At 47.6% G+C, this 26,190-nt stretch carries 16 protein-coding genes; 11 read left to right on the forward strand and 5 right to left on the reverse strand.

Annotation, left to right across the window (positions count from 1 at the left end):
* Window positions 1–8: 8 nt before the first annotated feature.
* The 10 genes from BC349_RS17630 to BC349_RS17675 all read left to right on the forward strand — a co-directional run bounded on the left by BC349_RS17630 (window position 9) and on the right by BC349_RS17675 (window position 13,860).
* Entirely contained in the window at window positions 9–1,352 is a 1,344-nt protein-coding gene (locus BC349_RS17630) for a S41 family peptidase (RefSeq protein WP_187258109.1), read from the forward strand.
* Window positions 1,353–1,491: 139 nt separating this feature from the next.
* Complete coding sequence (locus BC349_RS17635) at window positions 1,492–2,055, forward strand: helix-turn-helix domain-containing protein (protein WP_187258110.1); 564 nt, start codon at window positions 1,492–1,494, stop codon at window positions 2,053–2,055.
* 88 nt (window positions 2,056–2,143) lie between these two features.
* The gene (locus BC349_RS17640) at window positions 2,144–2,698 is read left to right on the forward strand and encodes an AraC family transcriptional regulator (RefSeq protein WP_187258111.1); all 555 of its coding nucleotides are present in this window, start codon (window positions 2,144–2,146) and stop codon (window positions 2,696–2,698) included.
* Between the two features lie 21 nt (window positions 2,699–2,719).
* Window positions 2,720–4,981, forward strand: a complete 2,262-nt coding sequence (locus BC349_RS17645; RefSeq protein ID WP_222840221.1) for a heavy metal translocating P-type ATPase — start codon at window positions 2,720–2,722, stop codon at window positions 4,979–4,981.
* Window positions 4,982–5,337: 356 nt separating this feature from the next.
* Entirely contained in the window at window positions 5,338–6,408 is a 1,071-nt protein-coding gene (locus BC349_RS17650; protein WP_187258112.1) for an efflux RND transporter periplasmic adaptor subunit, read from the forward strand.
* Between the two features lie 19 nt (window positions 6,409–6,427).
* Window positions 6,428–9,520, forward strand: coding sequence for an efflux RND transporter permease subunit (locus BC349_RS17655; protein ID WP_187258113.1), 3,093 nt, complete (start codon window positions 6,428–6,430; stop codon window positions 9,518–9,520).
* Between the two features lie 16 nt (window positions 9,521–9,536).
* Window positions 9,537–10,874: a TolC family protein gene (locus BC349_RS17660; protein WP_187258114.1), complete on the forward strand. Its 1,338-nt coding sequence runs from the start codon at window positions 9,537–9,539 to the stop codon at window positions 10,872–10,874.
* A 76-nt stretch (window positions 10,875–10,950) separates the two neighbouring features.
* Window positions 10,951–12,369 carry an MFS transporter gene (locus BC349_RS17665; RefSeq protein WP_187258115.1) on the forward strand — a complete coding sequence of 473 codons (1,419 nt, stop codon included), beginning with the start codon at window positions 10,951–10,953 and terminating at the stop codon, window positions 12,367–12,369.
* Window positions 12,370–12,371: 2 nt separating this feature from the next.
* Window positions 12,372–13,433: a flavin reductase family protein gene (locus BC349_RS17670; protein WP_187258116.1), complete on the forward strand. Its 1,062-nt coding sequence runs from the start codon at window positions 12,372–12,374 to the stop codon at window positions 13,431–13,433.
* Between the two features lie 211 nt (window positions 13,434–13,644).
* Entirely contained in the window at window positions 13,645–13,860 is a 216-nt protein-coding gene (locus BC349_RS17675) for a heavy-metal-associated domain-containing protein (RefSeq protein ID WP_187258117.1), read from the forward strand.
* Here the strand turns inward: BC349_RS17675 and BC349_RS17680 are convergent.
* The 5 genes from BC349_RS17680 to BC349_RS17700 form a co-directional block, all read right to left on the reverse strand.
* The gene (locus BC349_RS17680) at window positions 13,857–14,741 is read right to left on the reverse strand and encodes a carbohydrate kinase family protein (protein ID WP_187258118.1); all 885 of its coding nucleotides are present in this window, start codon (window positions 14,739–14,741) and stop codon (window positions 13,857–13,859) included. The two genes, BC349_RS17675 and BC349_RS17680, sit on opposite strands and share 4 nt — an antisense overlap.
* The gene (locus BC349_RS17685) at window positions 14,738–16,153 is read right to left on the reverse strand and encodes a S41 family peptidase (protein ID WP_187258119.1); all 1,416 of its coding nucleotides are present in this window, start codon (window positions 16,151–16,153) and stop codon (window positions 14,738–14,740) included. The genes BC349_RS17680 and BC349_RS17685 overlap by 4 nt, the downstream gene beginning before the upstream one ends.
* Before the next feature lie 109 nt (window positions 16,154–16,262).
* The gene (locus tag BC349_RS17690; RefSeq protein WP_187258120.1) at window positions 16,263–21,788 is read right to left on the reverse strand and encodes an AAA domain-containing protein; all 5,526 of its coding nucleotides are present in this window, start codon (window positions 21,786–21,788) and stop codon (window positions 16,263–16,265) included.
* Window positions 21,789–21,805: 17 nt separating this feature from the next.
* The gene (locus tag BC349_RS17695; protein ID WP_187258121.1) at window positions 21,806–23,017 is read right to left on the reverse strand and encodes a M48 family metalloprotease; all 1,212 of its coding nucleotides are present in this window, start codon (window positions 23,015–23,017) and stop codon (window positions 21,806–21,808) included.
* 39 nt (window positions 23,018–23,056) lie between these two features.
* Window positions 23,057–24,742: an amidohydrolase gene (locus BC349_RS17700; protein ID WP_187258122.1), complete on the reverse strand. Its 1,686-nt coding sequence runs from the start codon at window positions 24,740–24,742 to the stop codon at window positions 23,057–23,059.
* A gap of 107 nt (window positions 24,743–24,849) precedes the next feature.
* On the opposite strand from BC349_RS17700, the gene BC349_RS17705 reads away from it, so the two are divergent.
* Window positions 24,850–26,187: a M20 metallopeptidase family protein gene (locus BC349_RS17705; protein ID WP_187258123.1), complete on the forward strand. Its 1,338-nt coding sequence runs from the start codon at window positions 24,850–24,852 to the stop codon at window positions 26,185–26,187.
* Window positions 26,188–26,190 lie beyond the last annotated feature (3 nt).

Consider the following 26,190-nt stretch of genomic DNA (forward strand, 5'->3'; position numbering starts at 1 on the left):
TCATTGATATGAAAAGACTATTGTTTGCCGCAACACTGATGTTTTCCTGCTATACCGGCATCTCTCAACAGATTTTCGATTCGACTCACTACAACCAATTCAATAATGTACTCTACGGAACCTTCCGGTTCGATACAAGCCTGCGGGTAAAGGACCTGTCCATGGAAGAAAAGCTGGAGGGACTCAGTAAAGTATGGTATGAGGCCAAATTCAATTTTGCGAATTTCGACCTGGTTCCCTCGCTAAACTGGGACAGTATGTACCGGTCATTCATTCCAAAAGTATTAGCCACCAGGGAGATCAGGGAATATTACGGGGTACTTAAGCAGTTTAACCAGCACCTGCGCGATGGACACTCCCGCGTGATGGAACCACCTGCTTATTTCTTCGAATACAATGCCGTGGTACCCTTTCGCTTTGCATGGATCGACAACCAGGTGGTTCTCACAGAAATTTTGGAAAACAAGGCACCTTACAATACCGCCAAACCAGGATGGATACTCGAAAAAATCGATGGCATACCGGTGACGGAATATATTCAGAAAAATATTAGCCCGGTTTTGCATTTTTCAACCGCCCAGGATAGTATCGCAAGGATTTACACTTACGAATTGACAAAAGGAAAAACAGGTTCTGCAGTACAATTCGAATTCAGGACTGAAAAGAACCAGTCACTAACAAAATCCTATCACAGGCAAAGATGGACTATGAACAATAATCCTGTTAGTTTCAAAATACTGGACGGAAATATTGGCTACCTGCAGATTGATAATTTTGCCAGTGAGCGCACCGTTCAAATGTTTGACAGCCTGTTTTCCCAAATCAGCCAGACAAAAGCATTGATCATTGATCTCCGCATGAATGGGGGCGGAAGCAGCAATAATGGTCATGAGATTATTGGCTGCCTGGTGGATAAACCCTTTTTAACCAACATCAGTATACTGCGCAGCTACCGTCCAAGTAACCGGGCATGGAATGACAATCCCATTCAATTAAATCTGGAACGCTCTGACTGGAAGCCCTATAAAAACAAAACCTATACCCGGCCTGTTGCGGTATTAACCGGACCATCAACCTATTCGGCGGCGGAAGATTTCACCGGCGCATTTAAAGGAACCGGCAGGGGAAAAATATATGGGGAAGCCACCGGGGGCAGTACGGGCCAGCCATTGGGTTACAATCTGCCCGGAGGCGGCATCGGATTTGTGTGCACCAAACGGGATGTGATGCCCAATGGAGAGGAATTTGTGGGCAAAGGTATCCGGCCGGACATAACGGTACGCCGCAGCATCGCCGGCATTCGGCAGGGCCGTGATGAAGTGCTGGAAGCCGCAATCAAGAATCTTCGATAGGTATGTGCCTCCATGTGTCTGACATGTTGTAAGGCGTCTGACGTTTAGGATTACTGAATCCACCGGACACAAACGTCAGACGCCTTACAACATGTCAGACACCTTGGCTCTAAATTAGCTAGCTTTATGTATTGATCAAATGCAGCTATTTATAAAAAATATGGTTTGTGACCGATGCCTGATGGTGGTGAGGCAACAAATGGAGGCATTGCATCTCCCTTACAAAAACATCCAATTGGGTGAAGTGGAGCTTTCGGTTGTTCCTTCCTCCGATCAACTGCAGACACTGAAAAAGAACCTGGGAGATTTGGGCTTTGAGCTGGTGGATGATAAAAAATCGGCCATCGTTACTAAAATAAAAAGCACCATCATTCAGTTGATCCATGGCAGTGAACAGGTTGAACTGGTAACCAAACTTTCCGTGCTGTTGTCGGAAAAACTGAACATGGACTATCATTATCTTTCATCCCTCTTCTCCTCAATTGAAGGGATTACAATTGAAAAATATGTTATCCTGCAACGCATTGAAAGGGCGAAAGAATTGTTGATGTATGACGAACTCAACCTTAGTGAAATAGCCTATAACCTGGGATACAGCAGTGTGCAACACCTGTCCCAGCAATTCAAAAAAATAACCGGTCTCACTCCTTCCCACTTCAAACAACTGAAGGAAAACAAACGCAAGCCCCTGGACCAGGTATAGGCGGAAATTATATAAAGCATCTTACTGATAATATAACATTCGGGAACAGCGGCGTCCTGAACTTTGCAATGGATAAACCAACATCCATATGCAAGTTCAACATCGTATCATAATCAAAGGGATGGCCTGTCAGCGGTGCATCAATACCATCCGGTCAAAATTCCGGTCGATCGACCTTGAAATAAAAGCCATCCACCTCGGTGAAGTAACAGTAGATACGGGTGATAAACAGGTTGACCTGCAACTCATCAGAGAACAACTGGAGCCGCTGGGCTTTTCACTGGTTGAAGACAAAAAACTCAAAATAGCGGCTGCCGTGAAAGGCCTGGTTGCTATTGTCTACTCCGGCCAGTTTGACTTCCCTTATAAGTTCAGGTTTTCTGACCTGGTGGAGAAGGAATTGCAGAGAGACTTTGGTGCCATCAGCGCTGTATTTTCCTCCCTGGAAAATCAAACCCTGGAAAAATACATCATTCAATACAGGGTTGAAAAAGCCAGGGAGTTGATGATGTACAGCGATGAAACGCTTTCCGGTATTTCTTTCCGGTTGGGATTCAGCAGCGTGGCACATTTATCCAGCCAGTTCAAATCGCAAACCGGATTAAATCCATCCTTTTTCTTGTCCCGGAAAAAGAAAAATTAAATCATCCATAAACGCATTACCATGTCTTCGGAACAAACAATCACAAAGGTTAAAAAGACCGGGGTGGCAAAATATACCAGGGAAAGTTTTCCTGTACTGGAAATGACCTGTGCAGCCTGTGCTGTTAGTGTTGAATCAATGTTGAAATCTGTCGAGGGGGTGGAAGACGCGGGCGTCAACTTTGCCAACCAGAGCGCCTGGGTAAATTACGATCCGACCATCACTAATCCACTGGCCTTTCAGGAAACAATCCGGTCTATCGGCTACGATCTTGTCATCGAAAAAGAAAACCAGGAGGAAGTAAGAGAAGCTTCCCGGCAAAAACATTATGAAGCAGTCAAAAAAAGAACCATCTGGTCTGCGGCACTTTCGCTGCCAATTGTAATTATCGGGATGTTCTTTATGGACCTGCCATATGGTAATTGGATCATGATGGTCCTTGCCACACCGGTCGTGTTTTATTTTGGCCGCAGCTTTTTTATCAATGCATGGAAACAGGCAGGTCACAGGAAGGCCAATATGGACACATTGGTGGCGCTCAGTACCGGCGTGGCATGGCTGTTCAGCGCGTTTAATACGATTTTCCCGGAATTCTGGCACGCAAGGGGATTACATGCCCATGTCTATTTTGAAGCAGCTGCAGTTGTTATTGCCTTTATTTCTCTTGGTAAACTCCTGGAGGAGAAAGCAAAATCCAATACCTCTTCTGCACTTAAGAAACTGATGGGATTACAACCCAAAACGGTAACCATAGTACTGGAAGATGATCAACTGGTGGAGATGCCGGTGCAGCAGGTAAAAGTCAATTTTGTCCTGCTGGTGAAACCAGGGGAAAAAATTCCGGTGGATGGCCAGGTTACATCAGGTGAGTCCTATGTGGATGAAAGTATGATCAGCGGGGAGCCGATACCGGTATTGAAACAATCCGGCGACAAGGTCTTTGCCGGCACCATCAACCAGAAAGGAAGCCTGCGGTTCAGGGCAGAAAAAGTGGGTGCCGATACTATACTGGCCCAGATCATTAAAATGGTACAGGAAGCGCAGGGCAGCAAGGCGCCTGTCCAGAAACTGGTGGATAAAATCGCAGGCGTATTTGTTCCGGTGGTAATTGGGATTGCCATCCTGACTTTTGTCTGCTGGATGCTGCTGGGTGGAGACAACGCTTTCACGCATGCTCTTTTAACCGCTGTTACAGTATTGGTCATCGCTTGTCCCTGTGCGTTAGGCCTGGCCACGCCTACTGCCATTATGGTGGGTGTCGGCAAGGGCGCAGAGAACAATATACTGATCAGGGATGCAGAAAGCCTCGAACTGGCGCATAAGGTAAACGCTGTGGTATTGGATAAAACAGGAACGATTACAGAAGGAAAACCTGCCGTAAATAATATAATGTTCAGCCATGATATAGATACTGCGGCCTTGAAAAGTATTTTAATGGCCATTGAAAGTGCTTCCGAACATCCGCTGGCAGAAGCAGTGGTAAAATACCTGGAAAAAGAAAAGATCAGACCCACTGTCATTGAAAACATCCACAGTATTACCGGAATGGGCATTACGGCCAGGGCTAACGGACATGATTACCTGATAGGAAATACCAGGCTGCTCAAGGAAAAAAATATCATTCCTTCAGCCGAACAGCTGGAGTTGATCAGCCTCCTGCAACTAGAGGCCAATACGGTGGTAGCCTTTGCGGAAGACAGCAGTGTAGTGGCCATTATTTCGATTTCTGATAAAGTGAAGCCTGGTTCAGCGGCTGCGATAAGGACATTACAGCATTCAGGTATAGATGTATATATGTTAACTGGAGATAACCGGCAGACCGCAGCGACTATTGCAGGAGAGGTTGGTATAAAGTATTTTGAAGCAGAAGTGATGCCCGGTGGAAAGGCGGACTTTATTAAAAAACTACAACAGCAGGGTAAGGTAGTTGCCATGGTGGGAGATGGTATCAATGACAGTCATGCGCTGGCGGAAGCTGATGTAAGCATTGCCATGGGTAAGGGTTCTGATATTGCCATGGATGTTGCCAAAATGACCCTGATCAGTTCAGACCTGAACAGTATTCCAAAAGCATTGAAACTGTCCGGCAAAACTGTGACAGCAATCCGCCAGAATCTTTTCTGGGCCTTTATTTACAACCTGATCGGAATACCTGTGGCAGCAGGAATATTGTACCCCATCAATGGCTTCCTGCTGGATCCAATGATTGCTGGTGCGGCCATGGCTATGAGTTCCGTTAGTGTGGTAGGAAACAGCCTGAGACTGAAGATATCCAAGTTATAAGCAGACAAAGTAGAAATTACCCTTCCCAAGGATATTTATTCCTATGATCAAGTGGCAAAATTGCTCCCGACTCATTAAATATTGTCGGGAGCTAAACTGCCGATTGAAATATTGAAAAAACTGGTCATCATACTTCATGTCAGACATGCTTGCTATCAAGCCAACAATGCGTGCCATCATCACTGCCAGCACTCCTTTATTCTTACAGTCGTTTACCTGATCATTACCAGTAACTGTCAACTGCATCAGTTTTGTACCGGTAAAATTCTATACATATCTCCTGCCATTGTATAAAAGACCTGCCCTGAAGCGAGACTAGTTTTGTGCATCATTCCCAGCATTAAAACAAATACAACATGCAAACCTTTATCAGAAAATTCAGGCCGTTATTAATAGCAGTCATTCCTGCAAGCCTGCTCCTTTCCTGCGGAAGCACAGACGCTGCATCAAAAATTGAAAAAACTACCAGCACACAGATCCCGGCAAATCTGCCGGTGGATGTAATAATCGCAGAAGCCAATTTACTCAACCAGTCTGAACTGATTGCCGGCACTATCCTGCCGGAACGCGAAGTGGAAGTGATGAGCGAGCTGACCAAAAAAATAAACGAGGTATCGTTTACTGATGGCAGTTATGTTCAAAAGGGCCAGCTACTTTATAAGCTGGATGATGCAGACATCAGGGCAAAGATCCGCCAGCTACAGGCTGAGCTGAACCTGGCGAGTATCAATGAAAGGAGGTTACATGCATTGCTGCAAACTGAAACCGTCAGGCAGGAGGAATACGATATTGCCAGTACCAAACTTCAGTCAATGGAAGCCGGATTGCAGGCCCTTGAGGTTGAACTGTCAAAGACCTTTATACGGGCCCCGTTTAGCGGCCGGATCGGAATTTCTAAAGTTCATCCGGGAACCCTGGTGAGTCCGGGTATGCCAATGGTCACCTTACAGGACCAGGCAACTGTAAAAATCAGTTTCGCTGTTCCCGAGAAGCACCTGGCCGCTGCACGCCCGGGGAACAGCATCCGTTTTAAGACCGATCATGGCAAAGAAGAATGGACAGCTAAAATCGTGGCCACTGAAGCGGGGGTTAATCCGGACAACCGCAATATTGAACTCATTGCCCTTGCAGAAAATGGCAATGGATTACTTAAGCCAGGTATGTCTGTAAAGATTCTATTCACTGTAAGCTCCGGAAATGAAAGTGGCATTTTGCTGCCAACTGAGTCACTGATTCCCGGCGTTTCGGGATACATGGTATTTATTGTAAAAAACGGGACTGCTACCATGCGGCCCGTTACCGTAGGTAATAGAAATGAAAAGGAAGCAACCATCACTGCCGGGCTGGAGCATGGTGACACTGTAATGGTATCCAACCTGCTCCGGGCCTCGGAAGGTATACCGGTAGCAATCGTTTCAAAAAAATGATCCCATAAAATATTCCAAAATGAGTTTACCATCTATTAGTATAAAAAAGCCGGTATTGGCCGCAGTATTTTCCGCGCTTATAGTTATTGCCGGATTGGTTGGTTGGAAGTACCTGGGGGTTCGTGAATTTCCAATGACCGAAGCACCTGTTATTTCTATTGTAACCTTTTATCCCGGAGCAAGTCCGGATGTGATTGCTTCGAGGATCACCAAACCCCTGGAAGAATCCATTGCTGAAGCCAACGGAGTACGAACCATTTCTTCCGAATCAAGGGAACAGGTAAGTGTTGTGTCAGTGGAGTTCAACCGCGATATTGACCTGGAAGATGCCCTGAATGATGTGCGGGATAAAGTGGCCAAGTCAAAGAACCAGTTGCCGGCAGATGTTGATCCTCCCATTGTTGAAAAAGCCTCCTCTCCCGACAACCTGGTTGCTTTCCTGGAAGTGGAAAGCGATACAAGGGATATTAAGGAAGTAAGTCACCTCGCTTCCACAGTGATCAAGGACAGGATGCAATCCATACCGGGAATCCAACGGGTAGCCATCGTCGGAGAACACAAGTATGCCATGCGGCTTCGTTTTGATCCCGTGAAACTGGCGGCATATAAGCTCACGCCTGAAGATATCCGGTCAGCACTTTCCCGCGAAAATATTGATCTGCCTTCGGGCCGGATTGAAGGAAACAATAACGAACTGAGTGTACGTACCATCGGCCGGCTTACATCCGCTGAAGACTTTAATGATATGATCATCCGCCAAAATGGTACAGCCATTATCCGATTGAAGGATATCGGTTTTGCAGAACTGGGTGAACTGAATGAGCGCAATGCCATTATCAATGAAACCAGTGGAGCCAATGTTACCGGTGTGGGTGTAGCTATTCAGGTCCAGCGTGGTGCCAATGCCATTGAAGTGGTGGATAAGTTTTATGAACGTCTGGAGCAACTGAAAAAAGAAATACCAAAGGAATACCGGCTGATTGTTGGATTTGATTATACCAAACCCGTACGCGAATCCATCAGGGAAGTGGAAGAAACGCTGTTCATTGCATTTGGACTTGTCGTAATCATCATCTTCCTGTTCCTGCGAGACTGGCGGTCCACCATCATTCCCGTGCTGGCTATCCCCGTTTCAATTTTATCCGCATTCTTTATCATGTTTATCGCCGGGTTCTCCATCAATGTACTCACGCTACTTGGGCTTGTACTGGCAATAGGGCTTGTGGTAGATGATGCCATTGTAGTACTGGAGAATATTTACAAAAAGGTGGAAGAAGGCATGTCGCCGATCCAGGCAGCCTTAGCCGGATCGAAGGAAATCTATTTTGCAGTGATTTCAACCACCATCACCCTGGCGGCAGTATTGATGCCAATAATTTTCATGGGGGGAATCAGTGGCCAACTCTTCAAAGAATTCGCCATTGTGGTATCCGGCTCAGTTATGGTTTCCGCATTTGTGGCATTGACCCTGTCGCCCATGCTGAGTGCCTTCCTTCTTAAAAAGCAACACAAACCTAACTGGCTTTACCGCAACACGGAACCATTTTTCATCAAACTGAACAATGGATATACACAATGGTTGACCATCTTTATGAAACGCCGATGGCTCGCATGGGTATTCCTGTTGTTGACAGCCGGACTTATTTATACCCTCGGCAAAAAACTACCCTCGGAACTGGCGCCAGTGGAAGACCGATCCAACCTGAGCCTGATCGCTATTGCCCCGGAAGGCGTTTCTTTCGACAAGATGAAACAGAATATGCTTGAGGTTGGTAAATATGTAAATGATTCTACAGATGGTCTATATCAAACCTATTCCATGGTGGCCATTTCATTTATACCCGCACCGGCACCTACCAATTTCGCAGTGCAATCCATCTATCTCAAAGACCCAAAAGAAAGGAAAGCTAGCGTGCAGGATCTATACAACCAGTTTGGAATGGCATCCGGCAATTTCAGGAACATACTCCTATTCCCATATATGCCTCCCACCATCGGAACCAGGTATGGAGGCGGGATGCCGGTTCAATATGTATTACAGACACCATCACTTGACAGTATTGCTTCCGTATTGCCAAAATTCCTGATGGCTGTCAGGCAGAGTCCTAAACTGATGTTCGCGGATGCTGACCTTAAGATCAACAAACCTGAATTAAAGATCAATATCGACCGGAAAAAAGCAGCGATGATGGGGGTTTCCATCCAGGAAGTGGCAAGGGCCCTGCAACTATCCTTTTCGGGACAACGTTATGGTTATTTCCTGCGCAACGACCGTCAATACGAAGTGATTGGCCAGGTGGAAAGAAACAGACGCAACGATCTGAGTGACCTGCGTTCGTTGTATGTGCATTCTGCAAACGGAAGCATGATCTCAATTGACAACCTGGTTACTATTGAGGAAGGAATCAGTCCGGCCGCAATCTATCGCTATGACCAATATTCATCAGCCACTGTATCCGCCGGGTTGGCACCGGGTATCAGCCTGGCCGAGGGAATAAAGGAAATGGAACGAATCAAAAAAGAAGTATTGGGAGAACAGTTTAAAACGACGCTGGCCGGACAATCACGTGACTTTCAGGAAAGCCAGGGCAATATCAATTTCACCCTCATCCTGGCCTTGCTGCTGATCTATATGATCCTGGCTGCACAATTTGAAAGTTTACGAGATCCATTAATCATTATGCTTACCGTTCCCATGGCAGTTACCGGTGCCTTGTTAAGCCTGCATTGGTTTGGTCAAAGCCTGAATGTATTCAGCCAGATCGGTATCATTACATTGGTGGGGCTCATCACTAAAAACGGAATCCTGATCGTAGAATTTGCCAATCAGCTGAAAGATAGCGGCATGAACCGGTTTGAAGCGGCCATCCAGGCAGCTACCCAACGTTTCAGGCCAATCCTGATGACCTCCCTGGCGATGATCTTTGGAGCACTTCCCATTGCCATGACCCATAACAGCAGGCAATCATTGGGAATTGTAATTGCCGGCGGACTCATCTTCGCGGGCATACTTACCCTGTTTATTATTCCGGCCGTGTATACCTATCTGTCGTCGGCCAGGAAAAAACAGGTGATAGGAGAAGATCCTCTTCCAGAATCTGAAATCGCTTAAACCTAAATCATTTTTAATGAAAAAAATCATACTCGGCAGCCTGCTGCTGCTCAACATATTGACCAGTATGAAGGTACTGGCCCAGGAAAAAACACTCAGCCTGAAAGATGCTCTGCAACAGGCTGCAACCGGTAACAGACAATTACAAATACAAGCGATGGAAAACCAGCGTTCTGCCATCACAGTAAGAGAAAAAAAGAGCCTGCTATTACCAACGGTTAATGTGTATGGTGGATATACACTGAATACTGAACGTCCTGTGATTTATCTCAGGAATGAAAACCAGGATATAAAGCTCAATGATGTAAGGTATGGCGGCAGGCATTCCTTTGAGGGTGTGATCAGTGCTGCCTATCCATTGTTAAACCCTGTAATAAAAAGCAGCATCCTCGATGCCGGGATTCAGGAAGAAATTGGAAGACAGCAAACAAAACAGGTGGAAGAGCAGCTCGCTATGAATGTCTCGCAGGTCTATTTGGCAATTTTGCTGAACGGTGAACAACTTGCATTGCTCCGGCAAAGCATGAAAAGAAATGAGAAAGCCCTGGCTGATTCGAGGTCATTGTTTCTTCAGGGGAAAAGTCTGAAAACAGATACCCTGGCCAACTATATCGCGATCCAAAACCTGGTGTCAGCAATTTCATCCCTTCAAAATAATACGGAAGTCCTGAAGCTGCAATTGAAGCAACTCATGGGAATAGATGACAGTATTAAGATTGTATTGAATGATACGCTTGAAAACCAAATTGACCATATCGTTATTACACATCCGGATTCATTATTGTTCACAGCAATGAATAACCGAAAAGATATAATAGCCGCTGAACTTCAGGTAGAGCAGAAACGGGAACAGCAACAAGCAGCAAGGGCAAATTACAAACCGCAATTATGGGCAATAGCTCAATACCAGTTGCAGGGCCAGGCAGACAACCTTAAAATCTGGGATTACCGTATTCCCAGAACATCCTTTGCAGGACTTCGTCTGTCCATTCCTATTTACAATGGGGGCCGGCAAAAATATCAGGATCGCCAGGCCATGATTTCAATCGGGCAATCAGAAAAGACCCTGGCTGATCTCAAATCCACGATTGGTACTGAAGTTCACGCTGCAAATGCCAACCTTGGAGAGTCCTGGCGTCAACTTGTAATCCAGGATCAGAATGTGGAAGCCGCACAGATCAACTACAATATGATGCATGACAGGTACACCCATGGACTGGGAAGCAGGCTTGAATTATCTGATGCAGAGCTCGCACTGACAAAGGCCAGGCTGAACCGGGTACAGGCCATTTACCAGATCCGCCTGACGGAATTGCAAATGAAAAAAGCCACGGGGACTTTAGCCCTGCAATAAATTATATACATGTTCACTGCGAAAGTGTAAGAGTGCACCCAGCAGATGGAATTAGTTTCGTAAAAAACCAAATCATATGGATGCAATAACAAATTATTCAGGATCATTTTATGAAAAGAGGTGGATGGCACTTGCATTACTATGCACAGCGCAGTTTATGGTCATCATGGATACTTCAATAATAGGAGTAGCACTTCCCGCCATCAAGGCAGACCTTGGATACAGTCAAAGCGGGTTGCAATGGATATTCAATGCATATGTCATTTTATTCGGTGGCCTGTTACTGTTAGGCGGCAGGTTGTCTGACCTTTTCGGGGCAAGGAAAATTTTCATGTGGGGATTTGGCATTTTATCGGCCGCCTCATTGCTGGCAGGTGCTGCCTGGACACCGGAAGTCCTGAATGCTGCAAGGGCATTACAAGGGATGGGCTCAGCATTGATTGCTCCTGCAGCAATGACATTATTGATGGGCACATTCTCAGATCCCAAAGAGTTGGGAAAAGCATTTGGTTTCTGGGGTGCTTCTGCCGCAGCAGGAGGCTCTGCCGGGGTATTCCTGGGTGGTGTAATTACCGAGTGGCTTGACTGGCGATGGGTTTTCCTTATTAATATCCCGATTGGGCTGCTGGTGCTTTCGCTTTGCAGGAACTATTTATTACCTGGCAGGAAATCAAGCGGAACCATCAACTGGACCGGAGCCCTGTTGGCAACCAGTGCACTCATCCTGTTGGTATATGCCATCCTGTCTGCAGAATCCGCCGGATGGCAATCACTGAAAACCATAGGACTGCTAGTGCTGTCGGCATTGTTATTTATTTCATTCATACGGCTGCAAAAAACCGCAGCATCACCAATACTGCCGCTTTCAATTTTCAGGGCGCCGAATTTATCCGCAGGCAATATGGTGACGGGACTATTAGCTGCAGCCTGGATCCCACTCTGGTTTTTCCTGAATCTATATCTGCAGCAGATTCTGCAATTCAATGCATTCAACAGCGGACTGGCACTTCTGCCCATGACTATGACCATAATGATCGTAATGGTTGGCCTAACCGGTAAACTAATCGGCAAATTCGGGTATAAGAAGAACCTGTTGGCAGGACTGGCCTCTTTATCGGTTTCACTTCTGGTCTTCAGTACTGTACCGACTGAAGGCAGCTTCCTGGTAAATGTATTGCCGGCCTCCATACTGGGTGCACTAGGCATGTCACTCGCCTATATTCCCGGCACCATGGCTGCCATATCCGGTGCAAAAGCAGAAGAAACAGGACTTGCTTCAGGCATTGCCAATACCAGCTACCAGATCGGCTCAGCCATTGGATTGGCAATAATGGTGGTTCTTGCCGCAGCCACCACAAAATCCGGCATGACCGCAGGTGAAAATGAACTGGTCGCATTGAACCATGGATTCAGGTCCGCCTTTAAAGCAGCCGCAGCCATCAGTGGTCTTGGTATACTGGTTGCTGCCATCTGGATTAAACAACCCAAAGCATAAAAATGCCTTCATCCTATCATTGGAAAACTGCAGCTGTTTATAAAGAAGCTGCCGATACTGTCACCGTGGTTTTTGATACCAACAGGCAGCCTATTCACTACCTGGCAGGCCAGTACATCAATATCACGTTGCTGATCAATAACGAACCTGTAACCCGTGCCTATTCTTTAAGCAGTGCACCAGATAAGGACGAAAAACCAGCCATAACAGTTAAAAGAGTGGCCGATGGCATAATGAGCAACTATATAGTGAGCCATGCGGAAGAAATTTCGGATTGGCGGGCAGAGGGTCCGCATGGCCATTTTTTTGCCTCTTCTGAATGCCGGCAACCGATAGTCCTGATTGCCGGTGGCAGTGGAATTACGCCGCTGTACTCCATGCTGAAATACTATCTCAAAACCAGTGACGCAAAGATCATGCTGATCTATGCCAGCAGAAATCCGGAAGAAAGCATTTTCATGAAAGCCCTCAACTACATGGAACAAGTTTATTCACAGAGGCTGAGTATTTGGCATTGTTTCTCTAAGCGGAACAGGGAGACAATACCGGGCTGTAAATACTTTCTGGACAGCAGAATTTCCCCACTGGTCTTGAAGAAACTGATCCGGATGCATGAACAGGAAGACATGAGAAAAGCAGATTATTTTTTATGCGGACCGGCTGGATTGATCCTGCTGGCAGAGGAGAGCCTTGCTGCACTGGGAATACCACCATCACGGGTCCGGAGGGAATATTTCCAGCCGCCGGCGCTTCGGACAACTGCTATTAATTTACCCTCAACTCCGCAGGAAGTATTATTTCATTTTTATGAACAAACAAATTTACTGGAGGTAAATCCGGGCAACACAATTCTGGAAGCTGCACTGAAAGAGAGGATTCCGGTTCCATATTCCTGCAAGACCGGCACCTGTGGCATTTGTATCGGAAAACTATTATCGGGTTCGGTTCACATGAAGCAGAACTACTCCTTAAAAGAAGAGGATGTTAACAATGGATATATCCTGCTCTGCCAGAGCCATCCTTTGGGTGGGGAGATATCAATAGATGCGGGAGCTTTATCTTAAAATTATATAACCAACGCTCTTTAATCTATAACAGGCGGGACCCTGTTGCGAAGTAATTTTGTATCATTAAGTTGACCGTTATGGAAAAACAATCATTGAAAAAAAACAGCATGACTTCCTGCACTGTGTGTTGGTGGTAAAAGACATTGAGAAAATGGGATACAAATTGCACCAGTAAAATCAATCCTTATAAATTAAATAACAATAAAAAATGGAAATACTGAAATTTAAAACAAACATCAAATGCAGTGGCTGTGTATCAAAAGCCACCCCTTTCTTAAATGATACTGCAGGTGCGGAAAACTGGGAGGTAGACACCAATGTGCCGGAGAAACTGCTGACCATAACCAGCACTGAAAACATTACCCCCGAACTGATCATCAAAGCAGTTCAGGAAGCAGGGTATAAAGCCGAACAGGTTAACTAGCCGGTTAATAACTCCGGCGACAATCCTTCATACACCAGTGAAGGTGAAGTAACTGCATAGCCACCACAGATGGCTCCATAACGGAGGCATTCCTGGTGGCTTTTCCCATTCAGGTAACCATACAGAAAACCGGAAAAAAAACAGTCCCCCGCACCGTTGCTGTCTTCAATGAGAAGGCCTTCCAACGCAGCTTGTTCGTACCAATCGCCCTGCCTCGTAAGTAGTGTGGCACCAGCTTTACCGTGGGTACATATCACCAGTTCCTTTCCCCTGGCCATCAGGGATTGCATGGTGGCGCGATAGTCCGGCAGGTTGTCTGAGCTTAAATGAATGAATTGTGCGGCGTTGATAAAATCTTGATGGTATATATTGGTCCCATCATAGTCGTGCAGGTCTGTCCAGACCGGCTTATCCTGTTCACTTACCATCGGAATCAGGTGCCGGCAATAACCAATGATATTGAGAACAATCACATCTGCTTGCCCCAATTGTTCCTTTATGGCTGGTATATTGTGCGCAATGATTTCAGAAGATTGGGTAACGAAAATGGATGTGCGCCCACCGCTTGCGTCCATGATATTGATATGCCTTTCCGTTCCTGCCGGATCTTTGTCAAGCAGGGCTGTTACCCCCTGCGCATGCAGGTATTCACTGATTTGCCTGCCATAGGAATCGTCGCCCACTACGGAATACAGGGTATTCGGAACCCCTAGTTTCGTCAGGGCCAGCGCCTTGCCGGAACCCGTTGAACCAACTGCTTCACGGAATGGCGCCTGGTGGATGGTTTGTGGCACAGGTGCCGGCAGCGAGGGAAGATAAACGATGTGGTCAAATGTAGTTCCGCCGATGATGGCAACTTTTGAGGTACTGGTATTCTTCATGGTTTTCTGGCAATCTTTTCCATTAAGTAATCCTTCACCGGGTCTTTCCCCACGGAGGCTGCCTTCCTATCAAAAGGTATGCTGATATCCGGCTGCACGCCAGGCTGATCAGGGTTGCCGCAAGCCGCTTTATAGACCGCAGTTGCACAGTAACCATGAAGTTTGGTATTAGGTAATTCAAACCCGATGGATTCGCCGGTCAGGTTGATCCTTTCCCCGGTGGGTTCACCCAGGATGGTCCCGATCTGGTAACACTTCACCGCCAGCGCAGTCATATGCGCCGAAGAATAGGTAGCCGGACTGGTAAGCAGGTAAAATTTACCGTCAAAATGGTTCCCGGGGAAACGGACTGAATCGGGCTCGTGAACAGAAAAATCCCGGGTCAGGTATTTACCCTCCCGAATCCCTTCTTCGCGGTAACGCACCAGCATATTATTCACCCAGGAGCCTTGTTTAAACCTGTTCAGCAGACTGCCATCACTGATGGTTTTTCCCACCACATCAGTATATGGCTTCCTCGTGATATAGGAGAGAAAGTAATCACCAATGACTGAATTGCCACCGCCATTGCGGCGGATATCAAATGCCAGGTGACGGATCTTTTTCGCTGCAATTTCCGCAAACGCTGAATCTATAAAAGCCTTCGCCTGCTTTTCATTACGGTAACTCCGGCATTCAATCACCGCCAACCCCTGCTTTTCATAGACCTGCATGCTCCAGTCCTTTTTTGGAAACTGGATATTAAACCAATCCTGGATTGGCAGCCCCTCCATGCCAACAGAAAATAATTTTCCCTTACTATCGGCAATGCTTACCTGAAAACTATCTTCCCAGCCATAAACAGACCAGAGCATAAAAGAGAAAAGCCTGGATAGATTGGCTTCAATGTTATCATCATAATCACCGGCGGTAACCGGTATCAATTGTTCCAGCAATTTTCCGACCGGCACCTCATTGATGCTTACCAGTTGCTTGTTCTTTAGCTCAGTTTGTTTCCCCGTCCAGTTTTCCAGTAACCATACTTCACCCATCTGCACCCTGACCCTGAATGGGAAAAGTCTTCCCTTGCGCGCCACTAGTGCATTTACCTCCTCGCTTTCGAAATCAAAGGATAAATTGGTATGACCGTCACGGAACATATTTACCAGTGGGGCAACCACGCCAATAAACTCCCATCGCGTCATGGGATGAGTAATTGTTGCTTTCGCTTCTTCCCATGCCATGCCTGTTTCATAGCGGTCAGCAAAGCGGTATAAATCGGGATGGTTGGCCGAGATGATGCCATACAGCGAATCAAGGTCACGCTGTAGTTCGGCCACAGTGAATTTCCTGACCTGTGTGCTGTCCGTATTATCCTGCGCAATACTATATTGCGAAACAGCCAGCGCCAGCAGTAGCATTATCTTCTTCATACAAAATGTTTAGTCATCCGGGATGTACTAATTTCGGAATGACCCACCACTATTACCGGAAGATATGGTTGGATGGTTCAAATGGATGTATGAATTGAATAATTCGTGCTTATTTCTCTTTTACATATCCTTTTGCAGTTTTTTCCCTGGTCATTTTTTCTTTTTCCACCAATGCTTTTGACTGATCGGGAAAGGTCTTCACCAGGGTCTGGCCCTTGTTGCCAACTTTTCCATACCGCACCACCAGCTTGTTATCACGGGCGCCTACTTCCCAGAATTTATTGCTTCCTGCTTCGGTAAAAAGGTATCGTTCAAAGCGGATGTCCTCAAATCCCGGGAGGCCTACTGCTGCGGCTGCAGGCCTTTCATCCTCACCTGCCGAAAACGGTCCGGCAGGGCCCGTACCATCATCTGAGCCAGTAACAGCAGCAACATTGGCAGCTCTGTTTACGCCAGAGGAATCGATATCTATGCCCGCATCATTTCCATCCATTTCCTGCAGTGGTACCGGTTCTTCCTTCAACACCTTTTCTATCCGTACCATTTCCCTGCTGGAATTTTCAAGCCAGTCCTTGGCAAAAACCTGTATCCACCGCCAGCCAAATGATTGCAGGATGGCCGGCCGCTGGTAATACTGCTCTACCAGGTTGGTATTTTCATAATGGCGGCCATCATCCACCAATATACCCAGGGTATATTCCTCGTCTTCCTGCGCTGCCCGCACTGCCAGGGAACACCTGAAACCCGACTGTCCCACCTGTTCTGCCACTTCGTAACCCTGTTTCTCAAGTTCCTGCCGGATCTGCCGGGCAACGATACTTCCCTGGCTCCTGGCCTCCGCAACATTTCGGTTCACAATCAAGCCATCCAGTATGAGCCTGGCCGTTTTCATATTACCACTGCTTACATTTTCGGCATATTGTAAAAAGCGCCTGAAATAATTCGCGCCTTCATTGTACTCGTTGGTTATGTCCGAATGGTGAATACTGCTGATCACAGCCATGTGTTTTTTAGCGCGACTAAATATCACGTTCAAACGCTTTTCACCCCCCTTCTTATTAATGGGACCAAAATTCATCAGCATCTTTTTCCTGGAATCATATCCGTAGCATACACTCATGATGATGATATCCCTTTCATCACCCTGGATATTCTCCAGGTTCTTGATGATGAGTCCCACAAACTGGTCATCCTCGGTACGGTTATACGCTTCCTCCAGCAACTGTTCAAAATCCCTGTCTGTATCCGCCAAAGTTGTCAGCGCGTCTTCAATAACATGCTGCTGTTCCTGGCTGAAAGCCACAATGCCGATGCTTTCTTTCACTTTCCGTTTCAACAAAACCCGCACCAGTTGGGCGATGTATTCCGCCTCCTGCTGGTTACTCCTTTTCTCATACACACCGTGAAACTGGAAATGAAAACTGATGCTACGGTCGTAAAGAAAATCAGCAAACTGGATGGCATCCTCCGGGGAACCGGCATTGATATGCACTTTCTCCCTGTGATGGATGGTCTTATCCGGAATGGTGAGCAGGCCTGCATCGTAAAACGCGTGATTGCTGTAACTGATCAGGGTTTCATAGCGACTGCGATAATGCCAGCTCAGCATGGTGCCCGAAAGTTTCCTGGTTCCCTGGACCAGCAGGCTGTCAGCATCGGCACTTAGCAGTTCATCATCATCGGTATCAAATGTTTCCAGGTCATCAGGATCTTCTGCCCTTGCCGCAAAGAAATTGGTAGGTGGCATCTGCTTGTCATCGCCCACAATAATGGTCTGGGCAGAACGGTACAATGCCGGGATACCCTCTTCCAGGGTTATCTGGCTGGCCTCATCAAAAATCACTACATCAAAGAAGGAAGTGTCCAGTGGCAGACTGTCGCTCACACTAAGCGGACTCATCAGCCAAACTGGTTTCAGGTCTTTTAATACCATGCCGCTTTCCTTCGCACTCAGTTCATGGATACTCTTGTACCGCATGCTCTTACCAAATTCATTCTCCAGTATCCTGCGGCCTTCGTTATAGTTTTTCTTGAATAGTTTCTGTTCTGCATTTAACTGTCCCGGCGCTGTATTGCTGAGTTCCACATGATGCAGAAAACGCTGCCGGATCGATGCGCGGATCATGTCGGCATTCAATTTCAACAATTGCCTGTACAACCGCTGCACGTTGTCCACTGCCTGTTCAATGGCTGCTACATCTGTACCCGCAAATGATTTATGCTGCTGGTAAAAATGCTGCAGGGTGGTGTGAGCCATGGAAGCTTCTGCCTGCACCGGCGTGAGTGGTAAGCTGCGCATAAACAGTTTAACCTTGTCAGGAAGTGCTGCGTATTGTCTCAGTGCAGGAAGCAGATCCTGCAGGCTTTCTGCATTCATCGCGATATTCTCCAGGTCATCTTCAATCGCCGCAAGTGGCTGTCCGTCATGTTCGCATAGGCATTGCTGTAACTGCAGCTCCAGCTGGTGGAGCGAATTGTTCAGTTTATACAGGCGGTTTACGATGCTGTTGGCTTCGGGGTGCGCCAGCAGGTAATCAATTTCCCTGTCGCCTTTCTTGTTCCGCAGCACATCTATGGCAAGGGATGTTGTTTCAATATTATCCAGCCGGTATTCCTGTTGCAGCTTTTCTTTTGTATCCGCCAGGTTTTTGATGAGATCAAATTCCTGTTTCAGGTTCGTCAGGATGCTGCTGTAAGAGGGTTTCACCTGGTGGCCGGCAAAATCATAAGAGGATTGCAATTGCTTTTTCAGGCGTCGCCAGGATCCGTTCAGGAAACTGAAAAAGGACCCTTCATTTTTTTCTGCTATCGGTATCGCATTCAGCGTATCCTGTTCGGAAAATTTATCCCGCCAGTTTGTATTCTGCTGTTCGGCCTGCTCTTTCTCCTTCCTGAGTTTCCTGAAATTCCCGACCTTCTTCTCAAATGCTTTCGCTTCGGCATTCAGCGGGTTCACCAATGCCAGGTTATCGTGTTCGGCAAGCGGCTCCAGCAATACCGCATCCTGTACAAGGTTCTTCACCTGGTACAGATATTCCCTGTGTTCAGGGGCAATATTGCATTCGCTGGTTACTGTGATGATTTCCTGCAGCAGGTTTTTCGTGCGGTTCAACAAACTGTCGAGCAGGGTCAGGGGCTGTTCGGCCGTGAAAACGGAATCCTTTAGTTTACTGATGGACTGTTCCGCATAGGTTCCCTCCAGTCCTGCTTCTTCCATGGCTTTCCCCAGTCGGCCGATCGTTTCCCCGAACTGCAACCATTCATGGTAACCAGGAACCAGTTCCTGCTGTAATGGTTTTAAGGGAGTGATGTGAGGCTTCAGTTCAATCACCCGGTCTATCAGTTGCCGCACCTGCATGCCGGCAGCTTCCGGAACCGATTTATTACCCTCATGAAATGTTTGAAGTACTTCAAGCTGCTGCTCCATTTTTTGCAGCAGTTCCCGGCGCTTTGATTCAATGGCTTTCAGGTCCATCCTGTTGCGGGAAAAATCCTCGTATGTGGCTTTCAGGTTGCGGATGAATTCCCTTTTATCGCCCTGGCTGTCGTGGATATAACAACACAATTCATCCAGTGAATTTTGTTTGAGGCGATGAAATACCACATCCAGCGCGGCACGCTTTTCACATACGAACAGAACATTCCTGCCCCGCGCCACAAAATCAGCCACCAGGTTGGTGATGGTCTGGCTCTTGCCCGTTCCCGGAGGTCCCTGGATGATATAGCTTTCACCCGTACGGCTTTGCAGGATGGCTTTTGTCTGCGTAGGATCAGCAGTGATCACATGGTGCCAGTCGGCCGCCTGGTTGAGGTTAAAGGAATATTCTTTCAACTGCTTTGGCTGGTTGCTGAACAAAGCCTCAAAGACGGAATGTTCAATATTATTATCAATGACCTGGTTGTAATCGCGCACCAGGCTCATCTTCTTGTAATTGAAATTGCCGAGCACAATATTGCAAACGTCAAAGTCCCAGCTATATGGATTGCTTTCTGTTTCTGTCATCTCAAACAACTGCCTTTCCTTTTGTGGGGTGCCGGTCAGTTGATTCGAGGATGGTTTGATGTCCTCATTCACCAGGTATTCCAGCATGCTTGCCCTGTGTTCGATTCGCTGCCGGAAAAGCTCCAGTCCAAGTGGTTTATACTGATCCTGCTGGTAGCTGTAGGATATATTTTTATAGCTATCAACCCCTCCGCTTTTACGCAGTCGCCTTTTAAAATTCGTGACCGTTTGTTTGGCCACACTATGCACCAGTTTTATTTTTGGCTTATCAATGAACTGCAGTTGGATGCCTTGGTTTGCCGCATCAATCTGGGATTTCAATAACTGGCAGAACCTGTCGAGGGTCATTTCTTCCAGGTCGATAAAATCAGGCAGTTTAATGCCATACAATTCGCGTAGCTGGTTTGCAAGCACCGGGTTAACCTCGGCTTCATTGTCGAGCACGCGCATCACATAATGATCTTCTTTCAGGCGCCTTGTTTTTTTCAATTCCACCGGTACCAGCAACAGCGGACTCTGGATTCTTTCATACTTATCTTCCTTCAGGTTATGCCAGTTCAGGAAAGCGATGACCAGCTTCAACTGGCTGAAACCATATTCCTGCATATCGCGCTGGCTTTCCACCCTGATCTTGTCCAGGGAGGATGGCAGATAGGCATGGTCTTCAAACCTCAGATATTTGTTGAGCACCATCTCTTTCATGCCTGCCACTTTTGAACTGATCTCCTTGTTCCAGGTAAATAACAGTTCAGGCTTTATACTCTGGTAGTGTAAAACCATGGGCACACTGCTTACCGTGAGGTTTACAAAGCGCATGTTGGGCTTGTAATAAAGCAGGCGGTTGCGGCGACTGTTATCAAAGAGCCGGTTGCGCAGTTTGTTTAAAATGAACTGACTTCTTTCTTTCAGGTCCTTGTTGATCCAGCCGGCTACACTGCTGAGGTCAGTCTGTTTTTCCGGATCATAATCGCGGTAATGTTCCAGGCGATGGATGATATCATACAGGTCCGCGTTGCGTTTGTGGCGGTCCAGTTCCGTCATCTCAGTGATCAGGGTGCTGATGGTCGGATGAATGCGATCGTTATAATATACCGGGTTACTGCGATACTGTGCAAAATGTTGCAGGTCGTGTTCGTCATAAAGATTCAATCCCAGTGCCATACTGCCCAGTACAAGTCCCAGGCAAAATATATCTGTTTGTTCATCATGGTGTCCCAGCATCTGTTCGTAACAGTTATACCCGGGAATATATGCTGGATAAGAGAGGGGTTCATTCGGGTTCAGGTGCACCAGCAGTTCTTCGCTTTTTACATAACCATCCTCCACCTGCGTTTCGACCCGCCTTTTTCCAACCACTTCAAATTGTTTCGATTGTCTTTCGGCAAATAGACGGGCTAATTTATCCTTTGCAGCAGACGGCCTGAGTGCAAGTCCCTCGTCAATATCGAGTTGATGGCCGATAATAAACAATGCATCCTCTTTTTCGAAAGGGGCAACCAGTGATGCTTCATGAATTCCCAGTACCTCGCGGAACAATGGCATCACGAAAGCGATCACATCATCGGTAGCATACACACCATTATCAAAAGCTGTTTCCAGGAAATCCCGGAATGTTATTTTTTGCGATTCCATTTGGATAACCGGTTCTTTTATTGATAGATCTGTTCGCTGTCATTTTCCTTCACCTTGTAGTAAGCATTCAGCGACTTCTGCCTTTGTTGTGAAAATTTCTTATCGCTCAGTTGCAATTCTTTTTTGATGATGGCATCGAATGCCGGCCGGATGCCGATCTCTTCAGCGAACTGGTAAGCCCATCCTGAAGGGATTTCTTCAAGTGCAGGGTCCACCAGCACGAAATCGAGCAGTACATAAGCGAAATATTCTTTTATGCTTGCATGCTCCTTCATCAGTTGCTCCACCAGGCTGCTCTCGAGCAACGCAGATTCATCCCAGGAAAAATCAGCAAAATATTGCCGGGCCTGACTGCTCACCAAACCGGTGCGAAACCATTTTGGTTTAAGGAACAATTGCAGCAGCTTACGGGTGAGTGCGGAGAGTTCCTGTTGCCGGAAAATATCCAGCTGGTCAAGGTGGCTTAAGCCTTCCATCATGCGCATGATGTCTTCCTCAGCGGCTTCCCCTTTTTCCTGCCAGAGCTGGATGGCCTTGGCGCGAATAAAATTTTCCGGATGAGAGAGCCCGCCGGTCCTTAATTCCTTCTCATTGGAAAAGATCTCATCCGCCTGTTTGAGATAACTGGTCGCATTTACTTTCTCCAGGCCGGTAGAAATTTTTACAAGAGAAGTGATGACCGGATCAATGGTGCCGGTCACCTGGCAGGCACCTCGGTCACAGAAAACTTCGGTGTACAAACGAAACAGGCGTGCTGTTTCATAATAAGCCGGATCGCTCTGGTGATTATTGGCAATGGAGGTAATGATCCTGTCTGCTACCTCGAGCTCACCGTTGAGCATGCCATACAGTTTGATATGTGTCAGTTCATGCGCCAGCACAGCCAGCAGCTCATCCTCATCCAGCAACTTTAATACGGGACCGCTGAAAACAATATGCGCTTCATTGTAGAGATAAACGATGCCGGCATTGAGCTCATCTGTAAACTGCGACTGGTAAACGGTTACAGGTAAATGGTGCAGCTCCAGTTTTTCCTTTGCCTGATTGATTTTTTCATACAGGGCTGGCTCTGTAGCCGGATCAAACTTGTAGGAATTTTTCAGCAATTCAGTTTTGAATTCCTGCAATTGCTCATTTTTCTGTTGCGGTACATTGAAAAAATCCCAGGTCTTCGATTGTTGCCTGAAATGGTCTTTCACCTTCTGGTGATAGGATAAGGCTGTTAACATGATGCCGGATTTTTATTAAGGAACAAAATAACCAAATTTTCAGTGCACGGGCTTCCCGTTTTCGTACACTAATTTTCCGTTCAGGATCGTTCGCGTTACTTTCACCTCCCTGATTTTCTCCGGTGCTATGTTGAACAGGTCTTCTGACAGCACCACGAAATCTGCCAGCATTCCGGCCTTCAGTTTGCCGGTTTTGTTTTCCTGGTAACCCGCGTAGGCATTGTTCACCGTATAACAGCGAAGGGCTTGTTCCACGGTAATTTTCTGTTCCGGGTACCAGCCGTCGGGGTCAGCACCATCCAGGGTCTGGCGCGTTACCGCAGCGTATATACCTTCCAGTGGGGTAAGTGGTCCTACCGTCCAGTCGGATCCGAAGGTTAGCCGCGCACCCGCATCCAGCAATGATTTGAAAGCATAAGTGCGCTTCAGGCGATCATCTTCCAGTCGCCTCGCCGCCCACCTGCCGTCATCTATGGCGTGATAGGGCTGCATGGAAGGGATTACGTTCAGTGCAGCGAAACGCCCGATGGCGGCGGCACTCAGGTGTTGCGCGTGTTCAATCCGGAAACGGCTGGCGGTATTACCCCTACGCCTATGCGCTTCTTCAAAAACATCCAGCAGCCAGTCGTTTGCCCGGTCGCCGATGGCATGGATGGCCACCTGCAATCCTGCCGAATCAGCTGCCAGGATCTGCTGGCTCAACTCACTGGTGTCTGCAATCAACAGGCCCCTGGTATTGGGCTGGTCGAGGTAGGGCTGGTAAAACCAGGCGGTGGTGCTGCCCAAAGAACCATCCACGAATCCTTTGAGGGCTCCCCATCGAAGCAGGTCATCCCCCCTGCCACTGTCTTTCACGTAAGCTGCCATTTTAGCCCAGCTGCTTACCGGAACCATCGAATACACCCGAACATTCAGCGTATTGTTCTTACGGGCCCGGGTAAACGTTTCAAGGTCTGTCCACCCGCCATAACTTCCTACATCATGTACCTGCGTTACCCCGTTCATAAGTGCGTGTGTGGTTGCCCGTTGCAGCATCTCGTTGAGCTGGGCCGCACTGTTCGCAGGAATTTTCGCATATACGAGGTCCATGGCCGCGTCTTTCAGCACGCCTGTTGGTTCACCCGTTTTGGGATCGCGGACAATTTCGCCGCCAGCCGGACTTTTGGTATGCTTATCAATGCCCGCGCGTTTAAGGGCTTCAGAATTGGCCAATGCCATATGGCCATCGTAGCGCGATACAAAAAGAGGCCGGGTGCCGGTTACACTGTCAACCCATTCTTTGATGGGAAGGCTGCCACCCATCGCTTCATGATCCCAATCTCCGCCCATGATCCAGCGGTCATCTGTTAAACTGCCAGCATAGGTTTTTAAAATTGACACAAACTCCTCCCTGCTTTTGGCATTCCTCAGGTTCACCGATGCGAGCTGGTAACCGCCACTCAGAAAATGGGTGTGGTTGTCGATAAACCCGGGCACGATGAGTTGTCCGCCTGCATCGATCACTTCCGTCTGTTCACCACTTAAGGAATCGGCATTGTCACCCACATAGAGGATGATGCTGTCGCGGATGGCCATGCTGGTGGCCTCCGGCAAACTGCTGTCCCCTGTCCAGATCCGCGCATTTTTATAAATAACCGTAGCTTTTGTTTCAGCGGGATGGCTGCCCGGATGGCAGGAGGCAAGCGCAATGATTGCCAGCGAAAAAAGCAGCATTAATCTTTTCATAACCAGATTTGCCTGATAAATTAGTTCAATTTGTGGGTATGGCAGTCAAATTGCAGGTATGGCAATTGTGCAACCCATAACTTTAAGTATCGCAAAACCTCCGACAGATGATCCGAAAGCAAAAGCTTCCCAACTCCCTCTTTCTTCCGGCAATTACCCTTGCCTTCTATGTCCTGGGCATTTTATTGCCGGTAACTGTATCTGCACAGCCGGTGCTGCAACTGGTTGAAAAGGAACTGGCGGGACAGCAAACCCAATATACAAACTGGTACAAAAAACTGCATGCTTCCCCCGAGGTCAGCACCAAAGAAATCAACACCGCCGGTTTCCTGAAACAGGAAATGCGGGCTATGGGATTTGAGATCGTTGATTCGCTGGGACTGCACAGTTTTGCTGCCATCCTGAAAAATGGAAAAGGTCCGGTTTTGTTATACAGGACTGATATGGACGGGCTACCGCTGGAGGAGAAAACAGGACTTCCCTTTGCCAGCACCACTTCGGCTATGCATGCCTGTGGGCATGATATCCACATGAGCAGTTGGATGGGTACTGCCAGTATGATGGCAACCCTGCGGAAACAGTGGTCGGGCACACTGGTATTCCTCGCCCAGTCGGCCGAGGAAACCGCCCAGGGTGCCAAAGCTGTCATTGCAGCGCCGAACTTCCAACGGGTACCGAAGCCGGATATACAGCTTGCCTTTCATGACCATGCGGAGCTGCCTGCCGGCCAGGCCGGGTTCTGCGATGGTTATTCCATGGCTGCGGTGGACATGATGAATATTACCATCCGGGGAAAAGGCGGGCATGGGGCGGCGCCGGAGAAAGCCATTGACCCGGTATTGCTGGCATCTCAGTATGTGGTGGCCATCCAGTCGATCGTCAGCCGTAACCTCTCTTCCAATGATCGTGCAGTCATCACCGTTGGGGCCATTAATGGAGGCACGGTGGGTAATATCATACCCGACCAGGTAGTGCTGAAACTTACCATCCGTTCTTTCAGCCAGGCATCCCGGCAACTGATCCTCGACCGCCTTAAAACCATCGGCGACCAGATGGCCCGCGGAGCCGGTTTACCCGAAGATCGTTTGCCCCTGTATGACCTGCTGGATATGTCCATCCCTTCTGTGTACAATGACCCGGCGCTGGGAGCCCGTCTTCGGAATACGCTGACAAAAACGCTGGGGGAAGGGTCTGTTGCGATGGTGCCACCCATCATGATTGGCGAGGATTTTGGCGTGTACGGGCAGACGGAAAGCCGCATTCCTTCCTATATCATGTGGGCGGGAACGGTGTCGCCTGACCGAAAATCAAAAGCTGACAAAGGCCAGGTGGAACTGCCATCACTCCATTCAGCCCGTTTTGCGCCGGATTATGAACTGGCAATACCCGGTGCCGTGAAGGTGATGACGGTGGCCTTGATTGATTTCCTGGGCAAGGGAAAATAGGAG

This window comes from Flavihumibacter stibioxidans, from assembly GCF_014332695.1.
Classification (GTDB): domain Bacteria; phylum Bacteroidota; class Bacteroidia; order Chitinophagales; family Chitinophagaceae; genus Flavihumibacter; species Flavihumibacter stibioxidans.